This is a genomic window from Leisingera aquaemixtae (genome assembly GCF_006740765.1).
Taxonomy (GTDB): domain Bacteria; phylum Pseudomonadota; class Alphaproteobacteria; order Rhodobacterales; family Rhodobacteraceae; genus Leisingera; species Leisingera aquaemixtae.
In genome coordinates, this window is record NZ_CP041159.1 from 2,578,648 (window position 1) to 2,600,001 (window position 21,354).

The window sequence follows — 21,354 nt, forward strand, 5'->3', positions numbered from 1 at the left end:
TCCTCAGCCCTCCCGCTTTTCAAAGTCGATGCGCGGATCGACCAGCACATACATCAGGTCGGAGATGATGCCGACCACCAGGCTCATCAGGCCGAAGATGAACAGCGTGCCGAAGATCACCGGGTAATCCCGCGCCACCGCGGCCTCGAACCCCAGCCGCCCCAAGCCGTCGAGCGAGAAGATCGTCTCGATGATCAGCGAGCCGGAGAAGAAGATGCCGATGAACACTGACGGGAAGCCCGCGATCACGATCAGCATCGCGTTGCGGAACACATGGCCGTACAGCACCCGGTTCTCGCTCAGGCCCTTGGCGCGCGCTGTCATCACGTATTGCTTCTTGATCTCATCCAGGAAGGAGTTCTTGGTCAGCAATGTCAGCGTCGCAAAGGCGCCGATGGTCGAGGCCAGCACCGGCAGCGCGATATGCCAGAAGTAATCGCCGATCTTGCTCAGCAGGCTCAGCTGTTCCCAATTGTCCGACGTCAGCCCGCGCAGCGGGAAGATCTGCCAGTAGGAGCCGCCGGCAAACAGCACCAGCAGCATGATGGCAAACAGGAAGGACGGGATCGCATAGGCGGCAATGATCACGCCGCTGGTCCAGGTGTCAAAGCGCGAACCGTCCCCCAGCGCCTTGCGGATGCCCATCGGGATCGAGATCAGATAGGCGATCACCGTCGACCACAGGCCCAGCGAAATCGACACCGGCATCTTTTCCAGCACCAGGTCTGTCACGTCGATCTTGCGGAAATAGCTCTCGCCGAAGTCGAACTGCACATAGTTCCACAGCATCGTCAGAAACCGCTCCAGGGGCGGCTTGTCGAGGCCGAACTGCTGCTCCAGTTCCTTGATCAGCTCCGGCGGCAGGCCCTGGCGGCCGGCATAGTTCTCATTGGCGCTGATCGCCTCGGTGCCAGCGTCGCCGCCGCCGCCGGCAAAGCCCTCAAACACGTCGCCGCCGCCTTCAAGCTGGGCGATGATCTGCTCCACGGGGCCGCCGGGCACAAACTGCACCAGGGCAAAATTCACCAGCAGGATGCCGAACAGCGTCGGTATCACCAAAAGCAGGCGTCGGAAGATATAAGCTGCCATGTCTGTGTCTTACCGCAGAGCGCCAGCGGCCTTAAGTTCGGCCTCCCGGGCGGCGTCGATCCACCACAGATCCAGCATCCCCGTGTTATACGGCGGCAGATTTTCCGGGTGGCGGTACATGTCCCAATAGGCGATCCAATTCACGTCCAGATACCAGGTCGGGACCATGAACCGCTTGGCGCGCAGCACCCGGTCCAGCGCGCGGGCGTTGGCGCGCAGCTCCTCCTGGGTGGTGGCGTTGACGATATTGCCGATCAGCGTATCCACTGCCGGATCGGCCAGACCTGCCGGGTTGAACACGGAATACTCATGCGCCTCGGAGCCGAAGTACTGATAGAGACCAGTCGAGGGCTCCAGCGACATCGGATAGGCATGGGAGATCATGTCGAACTCCTTCTCCCGGCGGCGGCTGGTGTATTGGGCGTAGTCCACCCGGTTCAGCACCGCATCCACCCCCATGGAGCGCAGGTTGCTGATATAGGGCTGCACGATCCGCTCGATGGTCGGGCTGTCGGCCAGGAACTCGACCTTCAGCACTTTGCCTTCGGCGTTGCGGCGCACCCCGTCATCGCCAACCGTCCAGCCGGCCTCTTCCAGCAGCTTCATCGCCCGGCGCAGGTTCTTGCGGTCGCCGGGCCGCGACGCCTTGGAGCTATGCGCCATCACCGGTTCCGAGGTCAGGATCGACGGGTCGATCTGATCTCCCAGCGCCTCCAGAACCTCTTTCTCACGCCCCTCAGGCAGGCCCTTCGCCGCAAGCGGAGAATCCTGCCAGAAGGACGAGCGGTGGCGGAACAGCCCGTATTGCAGGCTATCGTTGGTCCATTCGAAGTTGAACGCCAGCTGCAGCGCCTCGCGCAAGCGGATGTCCTGGAACTTGGGTTTGAGCAGGTTCATCACAAACCCGTTCGCGGCCGGCACGTTGCCGTCGGGGATTTCACCCTTGACCACCTGGCCCTTTTCCACCGCGGCAAAATCATAGGCGGTTGCCCAGCTCTTGGAGTTGTTTTCCGGCCGCAGGGTATAGACCCCCGCCTTGAACCCTTCCATCGCGGCAATCGCGTCGCCGAAATACTCCACCCGGATGCGGTCATAGTTGTGGCGGCCCGCATTCACGTTCAGGTCCGCGCCCCAATAAACGGGGTTCCGCTTGTAGGTGATGCGCTGGTTCACCTCGGCGCTTTCCAGCATGTAGGGGCCGGAGCCGATGCCCGGATCCAGCCGCGGCTCATCCAGGCGGCGGTTCTCCGGGTCGGCCTCGAACCAGGCCTTGGAGAACACCGGCGTGCCGCCCACCTGGGTGATCATCGCCCGGCGCGGGAAGTCCGGGCTGAAATGGAACTTCACCCGGTGCGGGTCCAGGGCCTCGGCCTTGGGAATGCGTTTGCGCACCGCCTCGGCATAGGATTTCAGCCCCTGGTCCAGCAGGATGTTGTGGGAAAACACCACGTCATCGGCAGTGACCGGGGTGCCGTCGGAAAACTTTGCTTCAGGCCGCAGGTTGAAGATCACCCAGTCCTGGCTCTCGGGGTATTCCAGGCTCTCGGCGATCAGCCCGTAGTAGGAGCCCGGCTCATCATAGGATTCCACCAGCAGGCTTTCGAAATGGTCCGAAGACAGCGCCCCGGCCCGCCCCTTGCGGGTGAAGGGGTTCATGCTGTCAAACGTGCCGACGGCAGAGATCGACAGCTCGCCGCCCTTGGGCGCCTCCGGGTTCACGTAATCGAAACGGGCAAAGCCTTCCGGGTATTTCAGCTCACCGAATTCGGCGAAGCCGTGGCTCTTGATGACGGCTTCTTCCGCCTTGGCCAGCGTGGCCGCCGCCAGTGCCAGAACGAACCCCAAGGCCAGCGCCGCCGCGGCCTGCAGCGGGTTCGCCCTGTCTTTCACGCGCACGCGTGCCGCAGCTCGAGCGGTTTTCATCTGCCATGACCTCCTTTGCCCGGAACTTCGGCCCGGATTTCTGCCCTCAAGCTAATGTCCGGGGGCGGTAACATTCAAGTTGAGATTGGGTGATTGGCAAAGTGTTCTGGGCATAAAGCAGCCGAAACAATGACCTGCGCGCGCCCGCGCTTGCGCGAAATAAAATTACCTGCCAGCCTCATATCACAATTGCGTTAAAGAACGAGGGAGTCTGCCGATGCTGAAATCAATGAAATTTGCTGCTCTTGCGGTTGCCGGAGCCGCCGCGCTCAGCGCCTGCGCCCAGCAGGAAGAGGAAGTGGTCTATACCAGCCCGGAAGAGGCCTATTGCGTGCAGGCCGGCGGCCAGTACGTGCTGCGCAGCGGCAAGTCCGGCACGATCGGCGTCTGCATTCTGCCCGACGGCCAGGAGCGCGATGCGCTGGCCTATTACCGGGAAAACAACCCGGCCTGAGCCAGCCCCGCCCTGCCAGGCGCGAAAAAAGCCGCTGCAAATCGCAGCGGCTTCTTTTTGTGGATAGCTGGGACAGCGGTCCGGATCAGTCGTCCAGGCTGTCCAGATAAGCGATAAGATCCACCCGGTCGCTCTGCTTCTTCAGGCCGGAGAACGACATGGTGGTGCCGGAGGCATAGGCCGACGGCTTGGCCAGAAACGCGTCCAGTTCTTCCGGGGTCCAGGCGCCTTCGAGGCTGGTCAGTGCGCCGGAATAGCCAAAGCCCGCCGCGGCGGCGATGTCGCGGCCAACCACGCCGTACAGATACGGGCCGGTTGCGTTGGCGCCATCTGCCAGCTTGTGGCAGGCGGAGCATTTCTTGAACACCTTGGCGCCTTTGGCGGGGTCGGCGGTGGCCATCAGCTCTGCAAAGCTGACTTCCGGCTCATCGCTGCCGGCGCCATCGTCGGTGGCAACTTCGATCACATAGGAAGCCTCACCGTGGCTGTCCATGTGATACAGTACTTCTGCGCCCCATTTGCCCAGAAGGAATACCAGGAACGCGCCGCAGACGCCTGCGGTCGCTTTGGTGAGGGTCATCGTGTCAAACATGATCGCGAGTCCATTTAGCTGTCTGCTGGGGTGTCTAAGGCTTCCCCTTGCAAGTGGCAAGGTATAGACAGCGCGACGAAACGCCCAAATCTTGAAGTTTTGCACGGGGAACACACCCATGAGCCGCAAAATCGCCATTCAGGGGGAGCTTGGCTCCTATAGCCACGAGGCTTGCCGCATTGCCCGCCCCGGCATGGAGGTGCTGCCCTGCCGCACGTTCGAGGACATTCTGGAGGCCGTGCGCAGCGGCGAGGCGGAACAGGCAATGCTGCCGGTGGAGAACTCCACTTATGGCCGTGTCGCCGACAGCCACCGGCTCTTGCCGCACAGCGGGCTGCACATCGTCGACGAGGCGTTTGTGCGGGTGCATATCAACCTGCTGGCAGTGCCGGGGGCCAAGCTGGAAGACATCCGCGAGGCGCATTCGCACCTGGTGCTGCTGCCGCAATGCGCCAGCTTCCTGCGCGAGCATGGCATCCGGGGCCGCGTCAGCCCCGACAATGCCCGCGCCGCCCGTGACGTGGCCGAAGCCGGCGACATCCACTCTGCCGCGCTGGCGAGCGAGCTGGCGGGCGAGATCTACGGGCTGGACGTGCTGGCCCGCCATATCGAGGACAACGGCGACAACACCACCCGCTTCCTGATCATGGCGAAAGATATTGATTACACCCGCCGCGGCGCCCACAACATGATCACCAGCTTTGTCTTTCAGGTGCGCAACATCCCGGCGGCGCTGTATAAGGCGATGGGCGGCTTCGCCACCAATGGCATCAACATGACCAAGCTGGAGAGCTATATGGTCGACGGGTCGTTCACCGCCACCCAGTTCTATGCCGACATCGAAGGCCACCCGGATGATGCCAATGTGCAGCTGGCGATGGATGAGCTAAGCTATTTCACCACCAATGTGGAAATCGTCGGCGTCTACCCCGCCGACAACGGCCGGTTCTGAGCGCAAAAAAGGCTGAGGGGCTTTGCCCCTTTTGGCCTCACGGCCAATTCACCCCAGGATATTTTCAGCCAGATGAAGCAGCGGACCCCGCCGCGCGGCAGCGCGGCGCCGGGCCCAACGGCGGCGGAGCAATCTTTGATTGCTCCGAAGCGGGCGGGAGGCATCCCGTTCTGCATTCTGTGCGGGGGAGTAAAGTGAGAGGCTGGACATCGACCCAAGCGGGGCTCGTTGTGGCTGCTTCCTTCCGGACCTGACCAGGTTGGCGAGGCGCCTGCCCGCGCCAACCTCTCGAATCCCGATATAAGGACCGCCGCCGGGATTGGCAAGGGCCGTGCCCGGCCTGCGGTCACAGGCTCAAAGGTTCAGTTCAATCTCCCAGAAGCCGCCGCTGCCGAAGCCGCGCGGCTCTGCCAGACCGGCGGGCAGCTCGTCCAGGTGAGCAGCCGCGCCCGGCCCGGTCACAGCCACCGCGCTGGTGCCGGGCATCGGCGCCAGCTGCCAGGGATAGGGCGCCTCCGCCAGCGGGTCCGCAGGCAGCTGCCCGGCGATATAGTCGCGCACCGCCTGGCGGATCCGCATCGGCGCCAGCGGCAGCTCCTCCGCCGCGTGCAGCATCCGGAAGCTGCCGCCGCCGCTGACCCGGTAACTGTTGGCGGCAACCGCAAAGCGCTGCTCCGGTGCCACCGAACGGCCGTTCCAGCTGAGATCCAGGATCCGCTGCGCCGAGGGATTGATGCACTCTCCGCTAGCGGAATAGCGCGGCGGCTGCGACAGGCAGATCTGATAGGTCAGCCCGAAGATCACATCGAAGTGGTGCCCCGCCCGCTGCGGATCGGCCAGCAATGTGCCGCGGCTGCCGGGCGCGATCCGGTTGAACAGCCCTGCCGACATCTCCAGCCACTCCCGCAACTGCGCGCCGGTGACCGCAACCACCCGCAGCTCGTTCGGGAACACCTGCAGATCGGCAATATTTCGGGCGCACAGCTCCCCGGCTGCGATGTCGGTATAATAGTGAGGGCCGGAGCGGCCGCCGAACTTGCAGGGTGCCGCCGCAGACAGCAGCGGCAGGGCTTCCGCCGCGGTGCCCCGCAGCAGCGGCCGCACCGCAGCCGCCTGGGCGCTGGCGACCAGCGCGAGCCCCCGGTCGGGCGCAAAGAAGGTGAAATAGGAATGCATCGCTACCGGGCTGTAGCCCGCAGGCTGCCGCATCCGCTCCAGGGTGCGGGCATGATCCGCGGCCAGCGCCCGGGTGAAGCTTGGCTCCTCCTCCGTCAGCGGCACAGCAGCACCGGAGCGCCCCGTCTGCGCCACCGGCCGCAGGCTGGCGCTGCCGCCGGCGGGCCGCCAGCCCGCATCGCCGTACTCCAGCTCCAGGCTGATCACCCCCAGATGCGATCCATGCGCCCCCGGCATCACCACCGGTTTGGCAAAGGCGTGCTCCGGTCCAGGCAGCGTCAGATGGGTATGGCCGCCCACCACCGCGTCAATCCCGGGCAGTGCCGCCAGCTGCTCCAGCGCGTTCTCGCTGCTGTCCGCACCGGTCCCGGCAGCAATCCCGGTGTGCGCCAGCGCCAGCACCAGATCGCAGCCCTGCTCCCTCAGCCGCCGGGCCTCCCCCTCGGCGGTCTCCACGATGCCCGTTGCGGCCAGTTGAACCTCCAGCGCCCGGCCGCACCAGATCAGCGTCTGCGGCGGCAGCACCGACAGCAGCCCGATCCGCACCGGCGGCAGCCCGGGGCAGCCTGGGATCTGCCGCTCCAGCACCGCCGTATTCGCAAAAGGCAGGTCAATTTCCGCCTGCACGGCGGTCAGGTTGGAGCACAGCACCGGGCACGGCATGTCCCGCAGCACCCCCGCCAGCGCCGCAAGGCCAAAGTCAAAGTCGTGATTGCCCAGGCCCGCCGCGTCATATTCCAGCACCTGAAAGGCCCGCGCTAGCGGATGCGGCCCCGGGGCACCGGGCACGATGTCCCCCAGCGGCGACCCCTGCAGACCGTCGCCATTGTCGACCAGGATGCAGGCCGCGCCCTGTTCCGCCGCCTCGGCCCGCGCCCGGCGGATCAGGCTGGCCACCCGGGACAGGCCAATGGCCGGATCCGGACGGTCGGCATAGTAATCGTGGCTCAGCAGGTTGCAGTGCAGGTCCGTGGTCGCCAGCACGCGCAGTACCCCAGCGGGCCGGGTCTCCGGAGCCCCTGCCCCGCCTGTCATGTCCGAATCTCTGCTGACACCGCCTGCCCGCCGCTCCTGTCGCACCATTCGGCGCCATTCTTGATTAGCGGCTATTTGAATCAGCGATTTAAGGATTTGCAATAACTCCTTTAAGCACTCTGTTAACTTTTTCCGCCCGCCCATGCGCTGCGGCTCGGTTGCACCATGGTTTGCTGGCAATAGCCCCCGCGGCGGCCGGGCAGGTGTGGCGGTGCAGCGACAGGCAAGCGCAGATCGCAGCGGAATGCTGGCACCGCCTGCGGCACACTGTCATGGATTGCATCATTTCACCCGGCAGCCACGGCGTCCTGCCGCCAGCCAAAGGAGAGCCGCCATGAAACGCGCAGAACAGGTGACTTTCGGCGGCGGCGGCGGGCTGGACCGCGCCGCGCATCTGCGCACCGACGCGGCAGCGCTGGACGCCGCCTGGACCAGCCCGCAGACCCAGGTGCTGCTGATGTGGCGCGGCAAACCACTGGCCCGGCGCGCAGAAGACGCAAACCTGCCCTGCGGCCTGGCCTGGACCGCGCCGGACCATCCGCTGGCCGCCAGCCGCCGGGACACGGCGCTGTTCCTTGGCCTCACCCCCGGCGGCGCCCCCTGCTTTGCCTGCGATCTCAGCGGCTGGCAGCCCGAAGGACTGGACCCGGACGCGCTCAACAGCTTTGCCGATGCCAGCGAACAGCAGCACCCGGATCTGCCGCCCGCCCATGTGTTTGCCGAGCTGCGCCGGGTGATGACCCGCCTGACGCCGCTGGAGGCCGAGCTGGCCTCCACCGCCAAGGCGATGCTGGCCTGGCACCGCAGCCACCGGTTCTGCGCCTGCTGCGGTGCGCCGAGCGATGTGGCGCAAGCAGGCTGGCAGCGCATCTGCCCGGCCTGCAAGGCACCGCATTTCCCGCGCACCGATCCGGTTGTGATCATGCTGATCACCCATGGCGATTCAGTGCTGATGGGCCGCTCGCCCGGCTGGCCCGAAGGGATGTATTCGCTGCTCGCAGGCTTTGTCGAACCCGGCGAGACGCTGGAGGCCGCGGTGCGCCGCGAGGTGCTGGAGGAAACCGGCGTCAAAGTCGGCCGCGTCAGCTACCTCTCCTCGCAACCCTGGGCCTTTCCGATGTCGCTGATGTTCGGCTGCGCAGGCGAGGCGCTGAGCCGCGGCATCACCATCGACCCGTCCGAGATCGAAGACGCGCTGTGGGTCAGCCGCCAGGAGATGATGACCGTCTTTGCAGGCGAACACCCGGTGCTGAAGCCCGCGCGGGAAGGGGCGATTGCCCATTTCCTGCTGAAGAACTGGCTTGCGGACACGCTGGACTAGGGCGCATATTGCCCCAAACCGCAGCCGGACGGCGCAGCTGAGGCAGGCAGACATGAAGATAAAAAGCAAAGAAGATATCGAAGCCCCGATTGCAGAGGTGTTCGGCGCAATCTCCGATTTTGAGCTGATGGAGCGCTCCGCCCTGCGCCGCGGCGTCGAGCTGCAGCGCACCGGCGACCTCTCACAGCCTGAGAGCGGGCTGGCCTGGGATCTGAATTTCAGCTTCCGCGGCAAGCCGCGCGAGATCCGGCTGACGCTGGCGTCCTATACGCCGGAGACCGGGCTGGCCCTGACCGGCAGCGGCAGCGGCATCGACGGCCGGATGGAGATCGAACTGCTGGCGCTGTCGCCGCAGCGGACGCGGATGGCGGTACAGCTGGAGCTGTCACCCACCAATCTGACCGGCCGCCTGCTGGTGCAGTCGCTGAAGCTTGCGCGCAGCAAGCTGACCAGCCGGTTCAAGCTGCGGCTGGCGGAATTCGCCAAATTCAGCGAAGAGCGGCTGAAACGCACCGCCTAAGCCGCTGCGCCGCGCCGCAACAGGTCAGGGCTGCGGCAGCAGCCGCGGCCACAGCGCGGCATTCTCGCGGGCAAACGCGCCCAGATGGCCGATTGCCTTCAGCCCCAGATCCTGCGGCGCCAGAACCGTGCGGCGCTGGTTTGCGCCGCCAAAAACCTCGCCCAGCCGCCAAACGGCCGGCGGCGGCACGACGTCGTCATCTGCCAGCGCAAACAAATCCACCGGGATGCCGGTCTCTGCCCAGCGGGGCAGCGGCAGGCTTTGGCCGGTCTCCGGCAGATAGCTGCCCCGGGTGGTGCACCAGCGCCGCCATTGCCAGTAAACCCCCGCCGGCAAATCGGCCCCGAACCCCACCGCACGCCCGGGAAGATACCCCAGGGCACGGACCGCCAGCGGCACATGGCCGAACCAGAAAGCCAGTGCCAGCGCACGGTAGGGCCAGGGATGATCGTGGTGATGCACCAAGCCGCCCGCAACCACGATCATGCGGGCGACGTCCTCAAGATCATTCTGCAGGGGCATCAGCATCGCCCCCAGCGAATGGCCGATCACCCACAACGGCACGCCCGCATAGTGCCGCCGCATTTCGGCCCGGGCAGCAGGCTGATCCGCCAGCGCCCAATCGGCCATTGTGATCTTGGACCGGCGCGGATGTCCCCGCGCCGAGTCCCCGGAATCCGTGTAGTCAAAGGTCAGGCAGGCAATCTGCTGCTCCGCTGCCAGCCAGCGCGCAAAATGCCGGTAAAACCGCTGCGGCACCCCGGTTGCGCCGTTCAGCACCACCGCCGCCCGCGCCGTCCCGCCCGGATGGTACAGCCGCCCCGCCAGCACGGCCTCCCCGGACGCAAAGCGCAGCGCTTCCTCCCGGATACCGGCGGTATGTTCTGCGTGTCTGTCCAGCATGGCAGCCTCCTAGACCAATTGGTCCACTTCCTGACTGGACCAATTGGTCTAATGCTGTCAAGCTGCCGCCATGACTGACGTGACGACAGCCAGCCCGCCTGCCAGCAGCCAGGCTCCGGCCCCGACCCGGGACCGGCTGATCCGCGCTGCGGCCGAACTGTTCCGCAACAAGGGCTACAACGGCACCGGGCTGGCGGAGCTTCTGGCCGCAGCCGGGGCGCCCAAGGGCTCGCTCTACCACCATTTCCCCAACGGCAAATCCGACCTTGCGCTGGCGGCGTCCACCTGGGCCTCGGACCAAATGCTGGCACTGATCGACGCCGCCTTCGCCCCGGCGCCCAGCTTTCGGGCCGGGGCCAAGACGGTCTGCTACAAACTGGCAAAACTCTTTGACAAGCAAGGCAAGTGGAGCGGATGCCCGGTCTCTGCAACCCTGTTCGCCGGGCCGGAGAACAACGCCTTCCGCCAGCACGCCGCGGATCTGTTCGAAAGCTGGATCGCCGCCACCGCCCGCCACGCCCAGCGCCTGGGCCTGCCGCAGGAGGAGGCGCGCGCAGCGGCGGAGAATTTCTATATTCTGCTGCAGGGCGGCTGGCAGCTGGCGCGGGTGCGGCGCGACTCGGATGTGATCCGTGCCCTGCACACCCAGATGCAAATGCCGCCGCAGAAAACCGATTGACGACTCACGGAACCAACCGCTACCGCTTGTGGTGATGGTTCCCGTGCCACAGAATCTTGTGTCCGGGATGAAAAGGGAACACGGTGCGGCCCCGCCCCAGGCAAGGCCAATTCCGCGACTGCCCCCGCAACTGTAAGCGGCGAGCGACCCCGATAGAGCCACTGGCCCGTAAAGAGGCCGGGAAGGATCGGGACAGCGACGACCCGCAAGTCAGGAGACCTGCCATCGAATGTGAAACTCGAACCCGGGCGGGGTGTCCGGACAGGGTCTGATGGCACCGCGGGACTCCCGCTTTCTCATCCGGTCTCTTGTCTTCTGCCCCCCGCACCACGCGCGGAGGGCGCAAATATGATGTGGACGGACACAACGCATTTCTATGCGGCAACGGATTGCAAGTATCTGGGGCGCCCCTGCCCCGCCGCAGAGCGGATGATCGGCAAGCTGGCCGAGGCGATGACCAAGGCCAAGCCCCTGACCCAGGAGGATTTCGAGATCACCGGCACCACTGCGCTGGACGGCTGCCCGCGCAATTGCCCGGCGCAGTTCGTGGCCAGCCACGACCGGATCCGCCTGTTCTGCGGCGTTGGCGAGGACGTCCCGCGCGAGGGCCTCGACCGTTTTGCCGATGCCATCCTCAACCGCGACGGCACCGGCTTTGCGGCGTCAAAACTGGACGCCCGCCCCTGCGCGCTGATGGAAGCGCTGCCGAAAACCGCGGAGGCGCGGCAGGCTGAGCAGATGATGGCGTTTTGAGCACAAAATTATCTATGCTCTAAGGGCTGCGCCCAAGCCTGTGAGGGGGCGAATGCGCCCTCCCTTGCGGAAGCCCGGTTGCAGCCCGGCCTATCGGCCGGGCGAAAGTCAATTTGGATGACCCTGCGATCTAACCTGCCACCTGCCCCGCGCAGGCCCAATCCAGCTGCGCCTCGGTCTCCACCGCACAGGGCCTGACCGCCCGCAGCCGCGTTAGCGCCAGCGCTGGATCCTCGCCGCATTCGATCATCAGCCGCAGCACCGCCATGCCGGACCGCCCGCAGCCGCCCCGGCAATGCACCAGCACCCGGCCGCCGCCCGCCAGCGCCTGCCGCGCCGACTGGCTGGCCGCAGGCCATTTCGCCGCCACCGCCGGCGGCGGCACCTGGAAATCCGGCACCGGCAGATGCACCCAGCGGCAGGCCATGCTCTGGATATCCACCCCCAGCCGTGGCGCACCGGCGGCCACGTGCTCGGCCTCGGTGGTCATTGAAAACACCAGCCCCGGCTTCCATTGATAGATCTGGATCAGGTCGCCCCGGTAATCGCCCTCCGCGCCGGGAAGCCGGCACAGCGCCAGAATACCGCCGCCCGCAGACAGCGCGTGGATGGTCAGCCCGACCGGCGCCGCCGTGTCCGGCGCTGCTGGTTCAGAGGTTTCTTCAGATCGCATACCGCCTCCTTAGCCGCTGCGCTCCTGCTGTCCCCCGCGTTGCCCCGCCCCAGCAGCCTAGCCGTTAACCGCGCAATGCCAAAGCCCTTTTGCGGCCCTGGATTGCGCCCTTCTGCGGTGGACGAACGGGCTGCGGTTCAATACCCTGCGCGCAACGCGGGGCGCCCGCAATCCGAATCCGGCACGAGAGATCATGAACGACATCCCCAGCGGCACCACCGGCGGCACCGGCCAATCCCAGTATCAGGTTCTGGCCCGCAAGTACCGGCCCGAGACCTTTGCCGATCTGGTGGGCCAGGACGCCATGGTGCGGACGCTGAAAAACGCCTTCGCCGCCGACCGCATCGCCCAGGCCTTCATCATGACCGGCATCCGCGGCACCGGCAAAACCACCACCGCGCGGATCATCGCCAAGGGCATGAACTGCGTCGGCGAGGACGGCCAGGGCGGCCCCACCACCGATCCTTGCGGCAAATGCGAGCACTGCACGGCGATCATGGAAGGCCGCCATGTGGACGTGATGGAGATGGACGCCGCCAGCCGCACCGGCGTCAACGACATCCGCGAGATCATCGACTCGGTGCAGTACCGCGCCGCCTCCGCCCGCTACAAGATCTACATCATCGACGAGGTCCACATGCTGTCGACCAGCGCATTTAACGCGCTGCTGAAGACGCTGGAGGAGCCGCCTGCGCATGTGAAGTTCATCTTCGCCACAACCGAAATCCGCAAGGTGCCGGTGACAGTGCTGTCCCGCTGCCAGCGCTTCGACCTGCGCCGGATCGAGCCGGAGGTGATGATTGCCCTCTTGCGCAAGATCGCAACGGCTGAGGGCGCCCAGATTGCCGACGACGCGCTGGCGCTCATCACCCGCGCCGCCGAGGGCTCTGCCCGCGATGCGACCTCGCTGTTGGATCAGGCGATTTCCCACGGCGCCGGCGAGACCACCGCCGATCAGGTCCGCGCCATGCTGGGCCTGGCCGACCGCGGCCGGGTGCTGGACCTGATGGACATGATCCTGCGTGGCGATGCGGCGGCGGCGCTGACCGAACTCAGCGCGCAATACGCCGAGGGCGCCGACCCGCTGGCGGTGCTGCGCGATCTGGCGGAGATCACCCATTGGGTGTCGGTCGTCAAAATCACCCCCGATGCGGCAGAAGACCCCACCGTCAGCCCGGATGAGCGTGCCCGCGGGCAGGCGATGGCCGGCGCGCTGCCGATGCGCGTCCTCACCCGCATGTGGCAAATGCTGCTGAAAGCGCTGGAGGAAGTCGCCGCCGCCCCGAACGCGATGATGGCGGCGGAAATGGCGGTGATCCGCATCACCCATGTGGCCGACCTCCCCTCGCCCGAGGAACTGATCCGCAAACTGCAGGACACCCCGCCCCCGCCGCTGCCGCCATCCGGGCCCGGCGGCGGTGCGCCGATGCAGGGCATGGGCGCTCCGGCGCTTGGCGGCACCGCGCCCGCCAGCGCCCAAGGCGGTCCGGCCGACGGCGCACCAATAGCCCGTGGCGGCGGCGGCACGGTGATGGCGCTGGCGCCGCAGGTCAGCTCCGCGCTGGCCCGCTACCCGAGTTTTGAGCATGTGGTCGAACTGATCCGCACCAACCGCGATGTGAAACTGCTGGTCGAGGTCGAAACCGGCGTGCGGCTGGTCTCTTACCAGCCTGGCCGGATCGAATTCACCCCTTCGGCACAGGCGCCGCGGGATCTGGCTGCCCGGCTTGGTTCCGCGCTGCAGAACTGGACCGGCGCCCGCTGGGTGGTCTCCATCGCGCCGGATGGCGACGCCCCCACCATTGCCGAAATCCGCGACGCCGCCGAGAACGCCCTGCGCGAGAAGGCCACCGCGCATCCGCTAGTGCAAGCGGTGCTGGAAAGCTTCCCCAAGGCCAAGATCACCCGCATCCGCACGCCGGAGGAACTGGCCGCCGAAGTTGCCGCCGACGCCCTGCCCGAGGTGGAGGATGAATGGGATCCGTTCGAGGAAGAGTAACGGTTTGCCTGACGGCCCTCTCGCTCACCTTGCCGGCGGCCGCCTTCGCCAACACCTGCTTTGCACCGGACGAAACCATCGACAGCGCGTGGGAAGTGCTTCTGCGGCTCTCGGTCAAGCCTGTTGCATTGACCCTTTTCGCCCTTGCCGGATTCGCGCTGTACAGCAGAAAGCGCCTGCCGTTTGCACTCGCGGGCGCGTTTTGGGGCGTTCTGGCATTCGTCATAGCCGTCGATAATCATGAGCTTTTCTTTGACGATAAGAACGTCCTCGGCATAATCCAGGACTGCACAGCCTCCCCCCACTTGTTCATTGCGCTCGCAATTGCGATATGTGCGGGCATGACTTACGGCGCCCTGCGCCCCCGCACTTAGGAGAACACAGATGCTTAAAGGCCTCGGCGGTCTTGGCGACATGGCCAAGATGATGAAATCGGCACAGGAACTGCAGACCAAGATGGCGCAGATGCAGGAAGACCTGCACAACGTCATGGTGACCGGCGAGGCCGGCGCAGGCCTGGTCAAGGCAACCGCGTCCGCCAAGGGCGACCTGAAAGGCTTGGACATCGACCCGTCGATCTTCAACGGCGACGACAAGGAAGTGGTCGAGGACCTGATCCTGGCCGCGATCAAGGACGCTCAGGCCAAAGCGGCCGAGAAAGCGCAGGAAGAGATGACCAAGCTGACCGAAAGCATGGGCTTGCCCAAGGACATCAAGCTGCCGTTCTAAGCGGCACAGATATCCCTTTGCAAAAGGCGGCCCGGCGACGACCCGGAGCCGCCTTTTCTTTTGCCTGTACAGGCCCGCCTCACCGCGTCTCCAGCCGGAACTTCAGGAACCGCTGCCCCTGGTACTGGACTTCCCCGGTCTGAACCGCGCCCAGCCGCGCCAGCGGGCGCATGTGGCGCCGCGTCGGCGGCAGCAGGAAGGTGACAAAGGGGATACGCGGATCCTGGCGGGCAAACGCCAGCGCCTTGCGGGCAATGGCCGGCCCCAGTCCAAAACAATCCGCCCGCAGCACCAGACCGAAATCCCACTCGGCTCCTTCTTTCTGAAACCCGCCCCAGCCGAGGTAATCCTCGCCGCGCAGAAACGCCCAATGGCCCAGCCCGTCGCGCCGCCAGCAGGATTCCTTCGCGGCCACGAAATCCCTGGCAGCGGCGGCGTCCCAGGCCCCTGTCAGCAGCGGCATATGCTCTGCCATCCGCAGGTCGCTCATATGGCGGGCAATCTCCTGCGGCGGCACCTCCGTCAGCCGGGCAAACCGCAGCTGCCGGACCCCGTTATCCTCCCGCGATACACCGTTTTCCATGCCGCCCCTCCCTCAGTCATGCCAGGGCATAGACCCGGCCCGCGGAAAAACAAACCCCGAACATTTTCCTGCCCGGCCCTTGCGCTTCCCTGCCCCGATCAGCCTATATGGCTGGGAAGAAAAGGGCCCGCGGCATGATCAAGAACTCCACCAGCGAAATCGAAGACCTGATTGCCCTGATGGCCAAGCTGCCGGGGCTGGGGCCGCGCTCGGCCCGGCGCGCGGTGCTGCATCTGATCCGCAAGCGGGCACTGCTGCTGACGCCCCTGGCCGACGTGATGAGCGAGGTGGCGGCAACGGCGCGCGAATGCCTCAACTGCGGCAATGCCGGCACCAGCGAGATCTGCCCGATCTGCACCGACGAACGGCGCGCCAACGGCGAGCTGTGCGTGGTCGAGGATGTCGCCGACCTCTGGGCGATGGAGCGCGCGGGCGTGTTCAAGGGCCGCTACCATGTGCTGGGCGGCACCCTGTCGGCGCTGGATGCGGTGGGGCCGGAGGATCTGCGCATTCCCCGGCTGGTGGACCGGGTCGCCACCGAAGGCGTCAGCGAGGTGATCCTGGCCTTGAATGCCACCATCGACGGCCAGACCACCGCCCATTACATCGCCGACCAGCTGCAGGGGCAGGTGAAACTGACCTCGCTGGCGCAAGGGGTGCCGATCGGCGGCGAGCTGGATTACCTGGACGACGGCACCATCTCCGCGGCTCTCAGCGCGCGCAAGGAAATCTGACGGCGCGGGAGCGTCCTGCCCGCAGCACCACGGCACTGCGGATCAGCCCACCCTTTAACGGAACAGCGCCTTGTACAGCTTTTCCTTGGTGAAGGGCTTGTCCAGCACCTGCACATCCGCAAGGTCCGGAAACCCGGCCGCCGCCGCGCTGATCGCAAAACCGCTCATCATCACAGCCATCAAGCCGGGCTGCGCCGCCCGCAGGCCCGCCAGCGTTTCCCAGCCGCCGCGCCCCGGCATGCTCATGTCGATCACCGCACCGTCAAACGGCCCCTTCGCGTCCAGCAGGGCCAGCGCCGCGTCATACCCGTCTGCCTGCGCCACCTCGCAGCCGCGCAGCTGCAGCAGCCCCGCCACCGCGCGGCGCACGGTGTCCTCGTCATCCACCACCAGAATCCGCCGCACCGCGGCAGCGCGCCCTGCCGCAGCCGGCGGCACCGCCGCCGCTGCCGCCGCACAAGCCGGGAAATAGCAGCGGATGACACTGCCCGCGCCTTCGCGGCTCTCCACCGACAGCCCGCCCTGATGGCGGCCGATGATGCCCAGCGCCACTGCCATGCCCAGGCCGCGGCCGCCGGGCTTGGTGGTATAGAACGGGTCAAAGATCCGGGTGAGCATGTCCGGCCCCATGCCGCCGCCGGTGTCGCTAACCTCCAGCAGCAGGCAGTCGCCCGCCGCCATCCTGCGCCCCTTCAGCAGCCGCCGCCGCTCAGCGGCGTCCAGGCAGGTGCGCCGGGTTTTTACCGTGATGGTGCCCGCGCCTGGGCCGATGGCCTCCGCGGCGTTCAGCACCAGGTTCAGCAGCAGCTCGCGCACCTCCTCCGGGTCCAGATGCGCCGCCTGCACGCCTTCGGCCAGATCCAGCACCACCGCCTTGCCCTTCCGGCACGCCAGGGGCACCAGCTCCATCGCCTCTTGCACGATAGCGTTGAGATCACAGGGCGCAGGCACCGGACCGCTGGCGCCCCTGACAAAGCCTGTCAGCTGCCGCACCAGCCCGGCTGAGGCCCGCAGGCCCTGCTCCACCGCCTGCAGATGCTGCTCCGCCGGATGCGCGGCCTCCAGATTCGCCATCGCCAGCTCAGCCCTGCCCTGCATCCAGGCCAGCAGGTTGTTGTACTCATGCGCGATGGCCCCCGCCAGCCGCCCCAGGCTCTCGGCCTTGTGCCGGACCAGCTGTGCCGCCGCCGCCTGCTGGCGCCGCTGCCGGGCGGCGCAGCGGCGCAGCTCCTGGCCGCAGCGGGCGGCAATCAGCGCCGTCAGATCCGGCTCCAGCGCCTCCGCCCCGATGCCGCGGTCATGCAGCAGCCCAAGCCATCCCGTCACCGCGCCGTCCGCATCCCGCAGCAGATAGCCAAAACAGAATTGCAGGGAACGAGCCCGGTTCTGCGGCTGTTGCGGCAGCGCCTGCCGCAGACCCTCGGGCAGCTGAACGGCCTCCCAGCCATTCGGCAGCCGCGCTCCGGCGGCATCATAGCGCACAGCCCGGCCTTCAGCCGCATCCGCCAGCCGCCCGCCGATGCAGCACGCCGCCACCCGGCCTCGGTCCGGCCTGCCCGCGCTGCATTCAGCAACAAAAGCCCCCCGCACCCGGAGCGCGCCCTGCAACACCTGTGCAATCTGCCGCACGGCCGTCCGCGGACAGCTGCTGCCCGGCCCCGCCGCCAGCGCCGCCAGGGCTGCCAGCCGCCGCAGGCCCGCAATCTCCGCGCCCAGCCGCGGTGCAAACTGCTGCATCACCGCCACCGCCTGCTGCGCCAAACCGTCGCCGATGTTTTCGCGCCAGGCTGCCTGCACCAGGCCGCAGGCCGCGCCGCCCGGGTCCTTCAGGGCCACCCCCGCATAGCTGCGCAGGCCTTCCTCGATGAACATCCCGCCGTCGGGATACAGCTCCGGCACCCGGCCAGGATGTACCTGCGGCGCAGCGCTCAGCACCACGTCGCGGCACGGCGCCCCGCGCATGGCGTATTCGAAATCCCCCAGCGGCAGCCCGTCGAAACTGCTGGCCAGCACCCTGATGCGCCGGCTCTCCCGGACCCTCAGCTCGCCGACGGTCACCAGATCCGCGCCCGTTCCCCGGGCCAGCTGCCCCGCAAATTCCTGGCAGAAATCCAGCCCGTGCAGGCCTGCCAGCGCCCCCAGATTCAAGCCGCAGCTGTCCCCCAGCTGCGGTACCCCCGATGCGTCCATATCCCGTACTCCTGCCATCCCCGTGCAGGCTGGCGTCCTGCACCGGCCCGCTGGCAACACTCGTTAACATTCGTCCCTGACACAGTGGGAAACCGCCCTTCTTGGCGAGGGCGCCCCCAGACTTCACTGACCGCAGGCAACCTGGAACACGATTGCCCCGCAACATCATGCTGCGCAAATCGGCGGCGCATAGTCAACATCTTGTAACTTAGAGACTCGATTCTAACAGAAAAAGCCGCAAATCCGGAGCACCGGATCTGCGGCTTTTTAATGATTTTCCCGAACCGGGGCGCGGAGCCCCCGCAGGATCAGAGACGGGAGTCTTCGTCCTCGTCCTCGTCGTCGCCGCCTGAGGGCAGGTTGAAGAAGCTGTCGGCGTCGCGGATATCCTCTTCCTTCTTCTCGTCCTCATCGGAGGAGCCGCCGCCCAGGGTGAAGGTCTCCAGCCCTTCGATGGCGCTCGGAATCTTTGGTTCCGCGTCCATTTCCAGCGACTGCTCGGTGGACACCAGCTTGCGGCGCTCGTCGTCGCTCATAACGCCGCCTTCGGCTGCTTTCTTGGCCGCCGCCTTCTGCACCGCGGCGTCCAGCTCGGACTGCTTGCACAGGCCCAGCGCCACCGGGTCGATCGGCTGCATGTTGGCGATGTTCCAGTGGGTCCGCTCGCGGATCGACTGGATGGTCGGCTTGGTGGTGCCCACCAGCTTGGCGATCTGACCGTCGCTCAGCTCCGGGTGGAACTTGACCAGCCACAGGATCGAGTTCGGGCGGTCCTGGCGCTTGGACAGCGGAGTATAGCGCGGGCCGCGGCGCTTTTCCTCGCCGGCCGCCGCCGGGTTGAACTTGAGCTTCAGCTTGTGCAGCGGGTTGCCTTGTGCCTTGTCGATCTCGTCCTGGGTCAGCTGGTTGTTGGCCACCGGGTCAAACCCCTTGACGCCCACCGCCACTTCACCGTCGGCGATGCCCTGGATCTCCAGCTCGTGCATGCCCACGAAATCGGCGATCTGCTTGAAGCTGATCGTGGTATTGTCCACCAGCCACACGGCGGTTGCCTTGGCCATCAACGGTTTTGCCATGTGCTCATCTCCTTAAAACACCTTGATCCCCGGATACATCTCTCCCGCCGCCTGAAAGGGCGTCCCCGGCTGGCGGGGCAGGTTTCCGTTGTCGGGGAACTTCTGCCCTATATAGTCAGCTTGATTTCATAAGGAAAGAGGCCAATGCGCAAGTTATTGCTGGGTTTGGCGGCTGTTTTGACCGGTTTTGCCGCCCTTGCGGCGGCAGAGGGCGAGCCGGCGGGAGAGTTCGACTATTACGTGCTGGCGCTCAGCTGGTCGCCGAACTGGTGCGCGCAGGAGGGCGACGCCAAAGGCGCGGACCAATGCGATGCCCGCCACGATCACGGATGGACCCTGCACGGGCTCTGGCCGCAGTACCACCGCGGCTGGCCCAGCTATTGCCGCACGGCTGAGGCGCCGCCGAGCCGCGCCATGAGCCGGGAGATGGCGGACATCATGGGCAGCGCGGGCCTGGCCTGGCATCAGTGGAAGAAACACGGCACCTGCTCGGGCCTCAGCGCGCGGGACTATTACGGCGCGATGCGCGCGGCTTATGCCGCTGTCACCCGCCCCGCCGTGTTCCGCAAGCTGGACAAACCCGTCAGCCTGCCCGCATCGGTGGTTGAAGATGCGTTTCTGAAGGAGAACCCCTCCCTGTCGCGCGACAGCCTGACCATCACCTGCCGGGACGGCGCCATCCAGGAGGCCCGCATCTGCCTGTCCAAAACGCTCTCCCCTGTCCCCTGCGGACGCGATGCGATCAAGGACTGCACTCTGAAAAACGCCCGCTTCGCGCCGGTACGCTGACCCTGCGTGCAGGCCAGGCAGGGGCGCTGCCCCTCTTGGCCTTTCGGCCAATTCACCCCGGAATATTTCGGCGAAAGATGAAGCTGGCGCCGCAGTGCTGCAGGGCACGCGGCCTGAGCCGCCGCCGTTTCATCTTTCCGCAAATACTCCCGCCGGAGGCCGGCGCCGCAAGGCGGCCTTCTTCTCGCGCAGCAGTAAAGGCGCTGTGAAGCGGACTTTGCCGCGTTTCGTGCTACAATAAACCCACGTGCCGCGCCCGGCCCTGCCTGAACGGCACTTCCGTTTTGGTCAGCGAGGAGGAGGAAGCGCATGGCAAAGACAATCGGTAACCCGCTCAGCTGGCTTCTGCAGGGTGCAGAAACCACCGGGCACCATATCAGTGAAACTGTTGGCGAAATGGGCAGCGAGGGCGTCCGGGACCTGCCCCAGGCACGCGACCTGAGCATGGATGACATCATCCATTCTTTGGCCGCGGGTCTGGAGGACTTTGCCGCCTGCCGCAGCGACGCGATGTTCCTGGTGCTGTTTTATCCGCTCATCGGCATCGCGCTGATCGTGATGAGCCTGTCGATGAACTTGCTGCCGCTGATCGTGCCCATGATCATGGGCTTTGCGATCCTCGGTCCGGTCGCAGCAATCGGCCTCTATGAAATGTCCAAGCGCCGCGAAGAAGGTTTGGAGCCACGCTGGGTGGATGCCTTCAGCGTCATCCGTTCACCGGCCTTTGGCGCCATTTTGGTGCTGGGGCTGTATCTGGCGGCGCTGTTCGTCATCTGGCTGGTGGCGGCGGACATGATCTACAGCCGCACCCTGGGGCCGGAGCCGCCGGCCTCGATCGCAAGCTTCGCCACCGACGTGCTGACCACCCGCGCAGGCTGGATCATGGCCATTGCAGGGGGAGTTGTAGGCGCAGTGTTTGCCTTTGCCGCACTGGCGATGAGCATCGTGTCCTTCCCGCTGCTGCTGGACCGCCACGTGGGCCTGCCGGTGGCGGTGGCCACTTCGATCAGGGTGATGCGCAAGAACCCCGTGGTCTGCATGACCTGGGGCGCGCTTGTCGGATCCGCGCTGGTAATCGGCGCGATCCCGTTCCTGGCCGGGCTGATCATCGTGGTGCCGGTGCTGGGCCATGCCACCTGGCACCTGTACCGGCGCGCCGTGCAGTAGCTGCTGCCGCGCAACAA

21 protein-coding genes, 1 other RNA gene and 1 riboswitch are annotated in these 21,354 nt (G+C 66.2%); of the genes, 12 read left to right on the plus strand and 10 right to left on the minus strand.

What is annotated here, in order from left to right; all coding sequences use genetic code 11:
• Nucleotides 1-3 precede the first annotated feature (3 nt).
• Together R2C4_RS14265 and R2C4_RS14270 are read right to left on the minus strand one after the other, a co-directional pair.
• Nucleotides 4-1,089: a microcin C ABC transporter permease YejB gene (locus tag R2C4_RS14265; RefSeq protein WP_141891155.1), complete on the minus strand. Its 1,086-nt coding sequence runs from the start codon at nucleotides 1,087-1,089 to the stop codon at nucleotides 4-6.
• Between the two features lie 9 nt (nucleotides 1,090-1,098).
• A complete protein-coding gene (locus tag R2C4_RS14270; RefSeq protein ID WP_141891156.1) occupies nucleotides 1,099-3,012 on the minus strand; it encodes an extracellular solute-binding protein in 1,914 nt (637 codons plus the stop codon).
• Between the two features lie 217 nt (nucleotides 3,013-3,229).
• On the opposite strand from R2C4_RS14270, the gene R2C4_RS14275 reads away from it, so the two are divergent.
• On the plus strand, nucleotides 3,230-3,466 hold the full coding sequence (locus R2C4_RS14275; protein ID WP_058285081.1) for a putative hemolysin: 237 nt from the start codon (nucleotides 3,230-3,232) through the stop codon (nucleotides 3,464-3,466).
• Nucleotides 3,467-3,551: 85 nt separating this feature from the next.
• Here R2C4_RS14275 and R2C4_RS14280 read toward each other — a convergent pair whose 3' ends face one another.
• Nucleotides 3,552-4,058 (minus strand): c-type cytochrome, encoded by a 507-nt coding sequence (locus tag R2C4_RS14280; RefSeq protein WP_141891157.1) that lies wholly within the window; start codon nucleotides 4,056-4,058, stop codon nucleotides 3,552-3,554.
• Nucleotides 4,059-4,176: 118 nt separating this feature from the next.
• Here R2C4_RS14280 and R2C4_RS14285 point away from each other — a divergent pair, with 118 nt between their 5' ends.
• Nucleotides 4,177-5,010: a prephenate dehydratase gene (locus R2C4_RS14285; RefSeq protein ID WP_141891158.1), complete on the plus strand. Its 834-nt coding sequence runs from the start codon at nucleotides 4,177-4,179 to the stop codon at nucleotides 5,008-5,010.
• 192 nt (nucleotides 5,011-5,202) lie between these two features.
• Here the strand turns inward: R2C4_RS14285 and ffs are convergent.
• Together ffs and R2C4_RS14295 are read right to left on the minus strand one after the other, a co-directional pair.
• An RNA gene (gene ffs / locus R2C4_RS14290) (signal recognition particle sRNA small type) lies at nucleotides 5,203-5,301 on the minus strand.
• Nucleotides 5,302-5,364: 63 nt separating this feature from the next.
• A complete protein-coding gene (locus tag R2C4_RS14295; protein WP_141891159.1) occupies nucleotides 5,365-7,221 on the minus strand; it encodes a 5'-nucleotidase C-terminal domain-containing protein in 1,857 nt (618 codons plus the stop codon).
• 334 nt (nucleotides 7,222-7,555) lie between these two features.
• On the opposite strand from R2C4_RS14295, the gene nudC reads away from it, so the two are divergent.
• Nucleotides 7,556-8,542 carry an NAD(+) diphosphatase gene (gene nudC, locus R2C4_RS14300; protein WP_141891160.1) on the plus strand — a complete coding sequence of 329 codons (987 nt, stop codon included), beginning with the start codon at nucleotides 7,556-7,558 and terminating at the stop codon, nucleotides 8,540-8,542.
• 52 nt (nucleotides 8,543-8,594) lie between these two features.
• Nucleotides 8,595-9,062: an SRPBCC family protein gene (locus R2C4_RS14305; RefSeq protein WP_141891161.1), complete on the plus strand. Its 468-nt coding sequence runs from the start codon at nucleotides 8,595-8,597 to the stop codon at nucleotides 9,060-9,062.
• Nucleotides 9,063-9,086: 24 nt separating this feature from the next.
• On the opposite strand, the gene R2C4_RS14310 is transcribed toward R2C4_RS14305, so the two are convergent.
• Nucleotides 9,087-9,965, minus strand: coding sequence for an alpha/beta hydrolase family protein (locus R2C4_RS14310; RefSeq protein ID WP_141891162.1), 879 nt, complete (start codon nucleotides 9,963-9,965; stop codon nucleotides 9,087-9,089).
• Nucleotides 9,966-10,035: 70 nt separating this feature from the next.
• Here R2C4_RS14310 and R2C4_RS14315 point away from each other — a divergent pair, with 70 nt between their 5' ends.
• Nucleotides 10,036-10,644 (plus strand): TetR/AcrR family transcriptional regulator, encoded by a 609-nt coding sequence (locus tag R2C4_RS14315; protein WP_141891163.1) that lies wholly within the window; start codon nucleotides 10,036-10,038, stop codon nucleotides 10,642-10,644.
• An 18-nt stretch (nucleotides 10,645-10,662) separates the two neighbouring features.
• A riboswitch (cobalamin riboswitch) is annotated at nucleotides 10,663-10,885 on the plus strand.
• 107 nt (nucleotides 10,886-10,992) lie between these two features.
• On the plus strand, nucleotides 10,993-11,397 hold the full coding sequence (locus R2C4_RS14320) for a hypothetical protein (RefSeq protein ID WP_141891164.1): 405 nt from the start codon (nucleotides 10,993-10,995) through the stop codon (nucleotides 11,395-11,397).
• A 130-nt stretch (nucleotides 11,398-11,527) separates the two neighbouring features.
• Here the strand turns inward: R2C4_RS14320 and R2C4_RS14325 are convergent, their stop codons facing one another.
• Nucleotides 11,528-12,070 carry a protein-tyrosine phosphatase family protein gene (locus R2C4_RS14325; protein WP_058285072.1) on the minus strand — a complete coding sequence of 181 codons (543 nt, stop codon included), beginning with the start codon at nucleotides 12,068-12,070 and terminating at the stop codon, nucleotides 11,528-11,530.
• Nucleotides 12,071-12,263: 193 nt separating this feature from the next.
• Here R2C4_RS14325 and R2C4_RS14330 point away from each other — a divergent pair, with 193 nt between their 5' ends.
• Genes R2C4_RS14330 through R2C4_RS14340 form a run of 3 tightly spaced genes read left to right on the plus strand, consistent with a single transcriptional unit; the run spans nucleotide 12,264 to nucleotide 14,798 of the window.
• On the plus strand, nucleotides 12,264-14,069 hold the full coding sequence (locus R2C4_RS14330) for a DNA polymerase III subunit gamma/tau (RefSeq protein WP_141891165.1): 1,806 nt from the start codon (nucleotides 12,264-12,266) through the stop codon (nucleotides 14,067-14,069).
• Nucleotides 14,045-14,443: a hypothetical protein gene (locus tag R2C4_RS14335; protein ID WP_141891166.1), complete on the plus strand. Its 399-nt coding sequence runs from the start codon at nucleotides 14,045-14,047 to the stop codon at nucleotides 14,441-14,443. Before R2C4_RS14330 ends, R2C4_RS14335 begins: the two co-directional genes overlap by 25 nt.
• A gap of 10 nt (nucleotides 14,444-14,453) precedes the next feature.
• Complete coding sequence (locus tag R2C4_RS14340) at nucleotides 14,454-14,798, plus strand: YbaB/EbfC family nucleoid-associated protein (protein ID WP_008556296.1); 345 nt, start codon at nucleotides 14,454-14,456, stop codon at nucleotides 14,796-14,798.
• Nucleotides 14,799-14,877: 79 nt separating this feature from the next.
• Here R2C4_RS14340 and R2C4_RS14345 read toward each other — a convergent pair whose 3' ends face one another.
• Nucleotides 14,878-15,381, minus strand: coding sequence for a GNAT family N-acetyltransferase (locus R2C4_RS14345; protein WP_141891167.1), 504 nt, complete (start codon nucleotides 15,379-15,381; stop codon nucleotides 14,878-14,880).
• Between the two features lie 134 nt (nucleotides 15,382-15,515).
• Between R2C4_RS14345 and recR the strand changes: the two genes are divergently transcribed.
• Nucleotides 15,516-16,115 carry a recombination mediator RecR gene (gene recR / locus R2C4_RS14350; protein ID WP_058285067.1) on the plus strand — a complete coding sequence of 200 codons (600 nt, stop codon included), beginning with the start codon at nucleotides 15,516-15,518 and terminating at the stop codon, nucleotides 16,113-16,115.
• Nucleotides 16,116-16,169: 54 nt separating this feature from the next.
• Here recR and R2C4_RS14355 read toward each other — a convergent pair whose 3' ends face one another.
• Both R2C4_RS14355 and R2C4_RS14360 read right to left on the minus strand, forming a co-directional pair.
• Complete coding sequence (locus R2C4_RS14355) at nucleotides 16,170-18,305, minus strand: ATP-binding response regulator (protein ID WP_141891168.1); 2,136 nt, start codon at nucleotides 18,303-18,305, stop codon at nucleotides 16,170-16,172.
• A gap of 308 nt (nucleotides 18,306-18,613) precedes the next feature.
• Entirely contained in the window at nucleotides 18,614-19,381 is a 768-nt protein-coding gene (locus R2C4_RS14360; protein WP_141891169.1) for a DUF1013 domain-containing protein, read from the minus strand.
• A gap of 144 nt (nucleotides 19,382-19,525) precedes the next feature.
• On the opposite strand from R2C4_RS14360, the gene R2C4_RS14365 reads away from it, so the two are divergent.
• On the plus strand, nucleotides 19,526-20,170 hold the full coding sequence (locus tag R2C4_RS14365) for a ribonuclease T2 family protein (protein WP_058285064.1): 645 nt from the start codon (nucleotides 19,526-19,528) through the stop codon (nucleotides 20,168-20,170).
• A gap of 309 nt (nucleotides 20,171-20,479) precedes the next feature.
• A complete protein-coding gene (locus tag R2C4_RS14370) occupies nucleotides 20,480-21,337 on the plus strand; it encodes a DUF2189 domain-containing protein (protein WP_141891170.1) in 858 nt (285 codons plus the stop codon).
• Nucleotides 21,338-21,354: the final 17 nt, after the last annotated feature.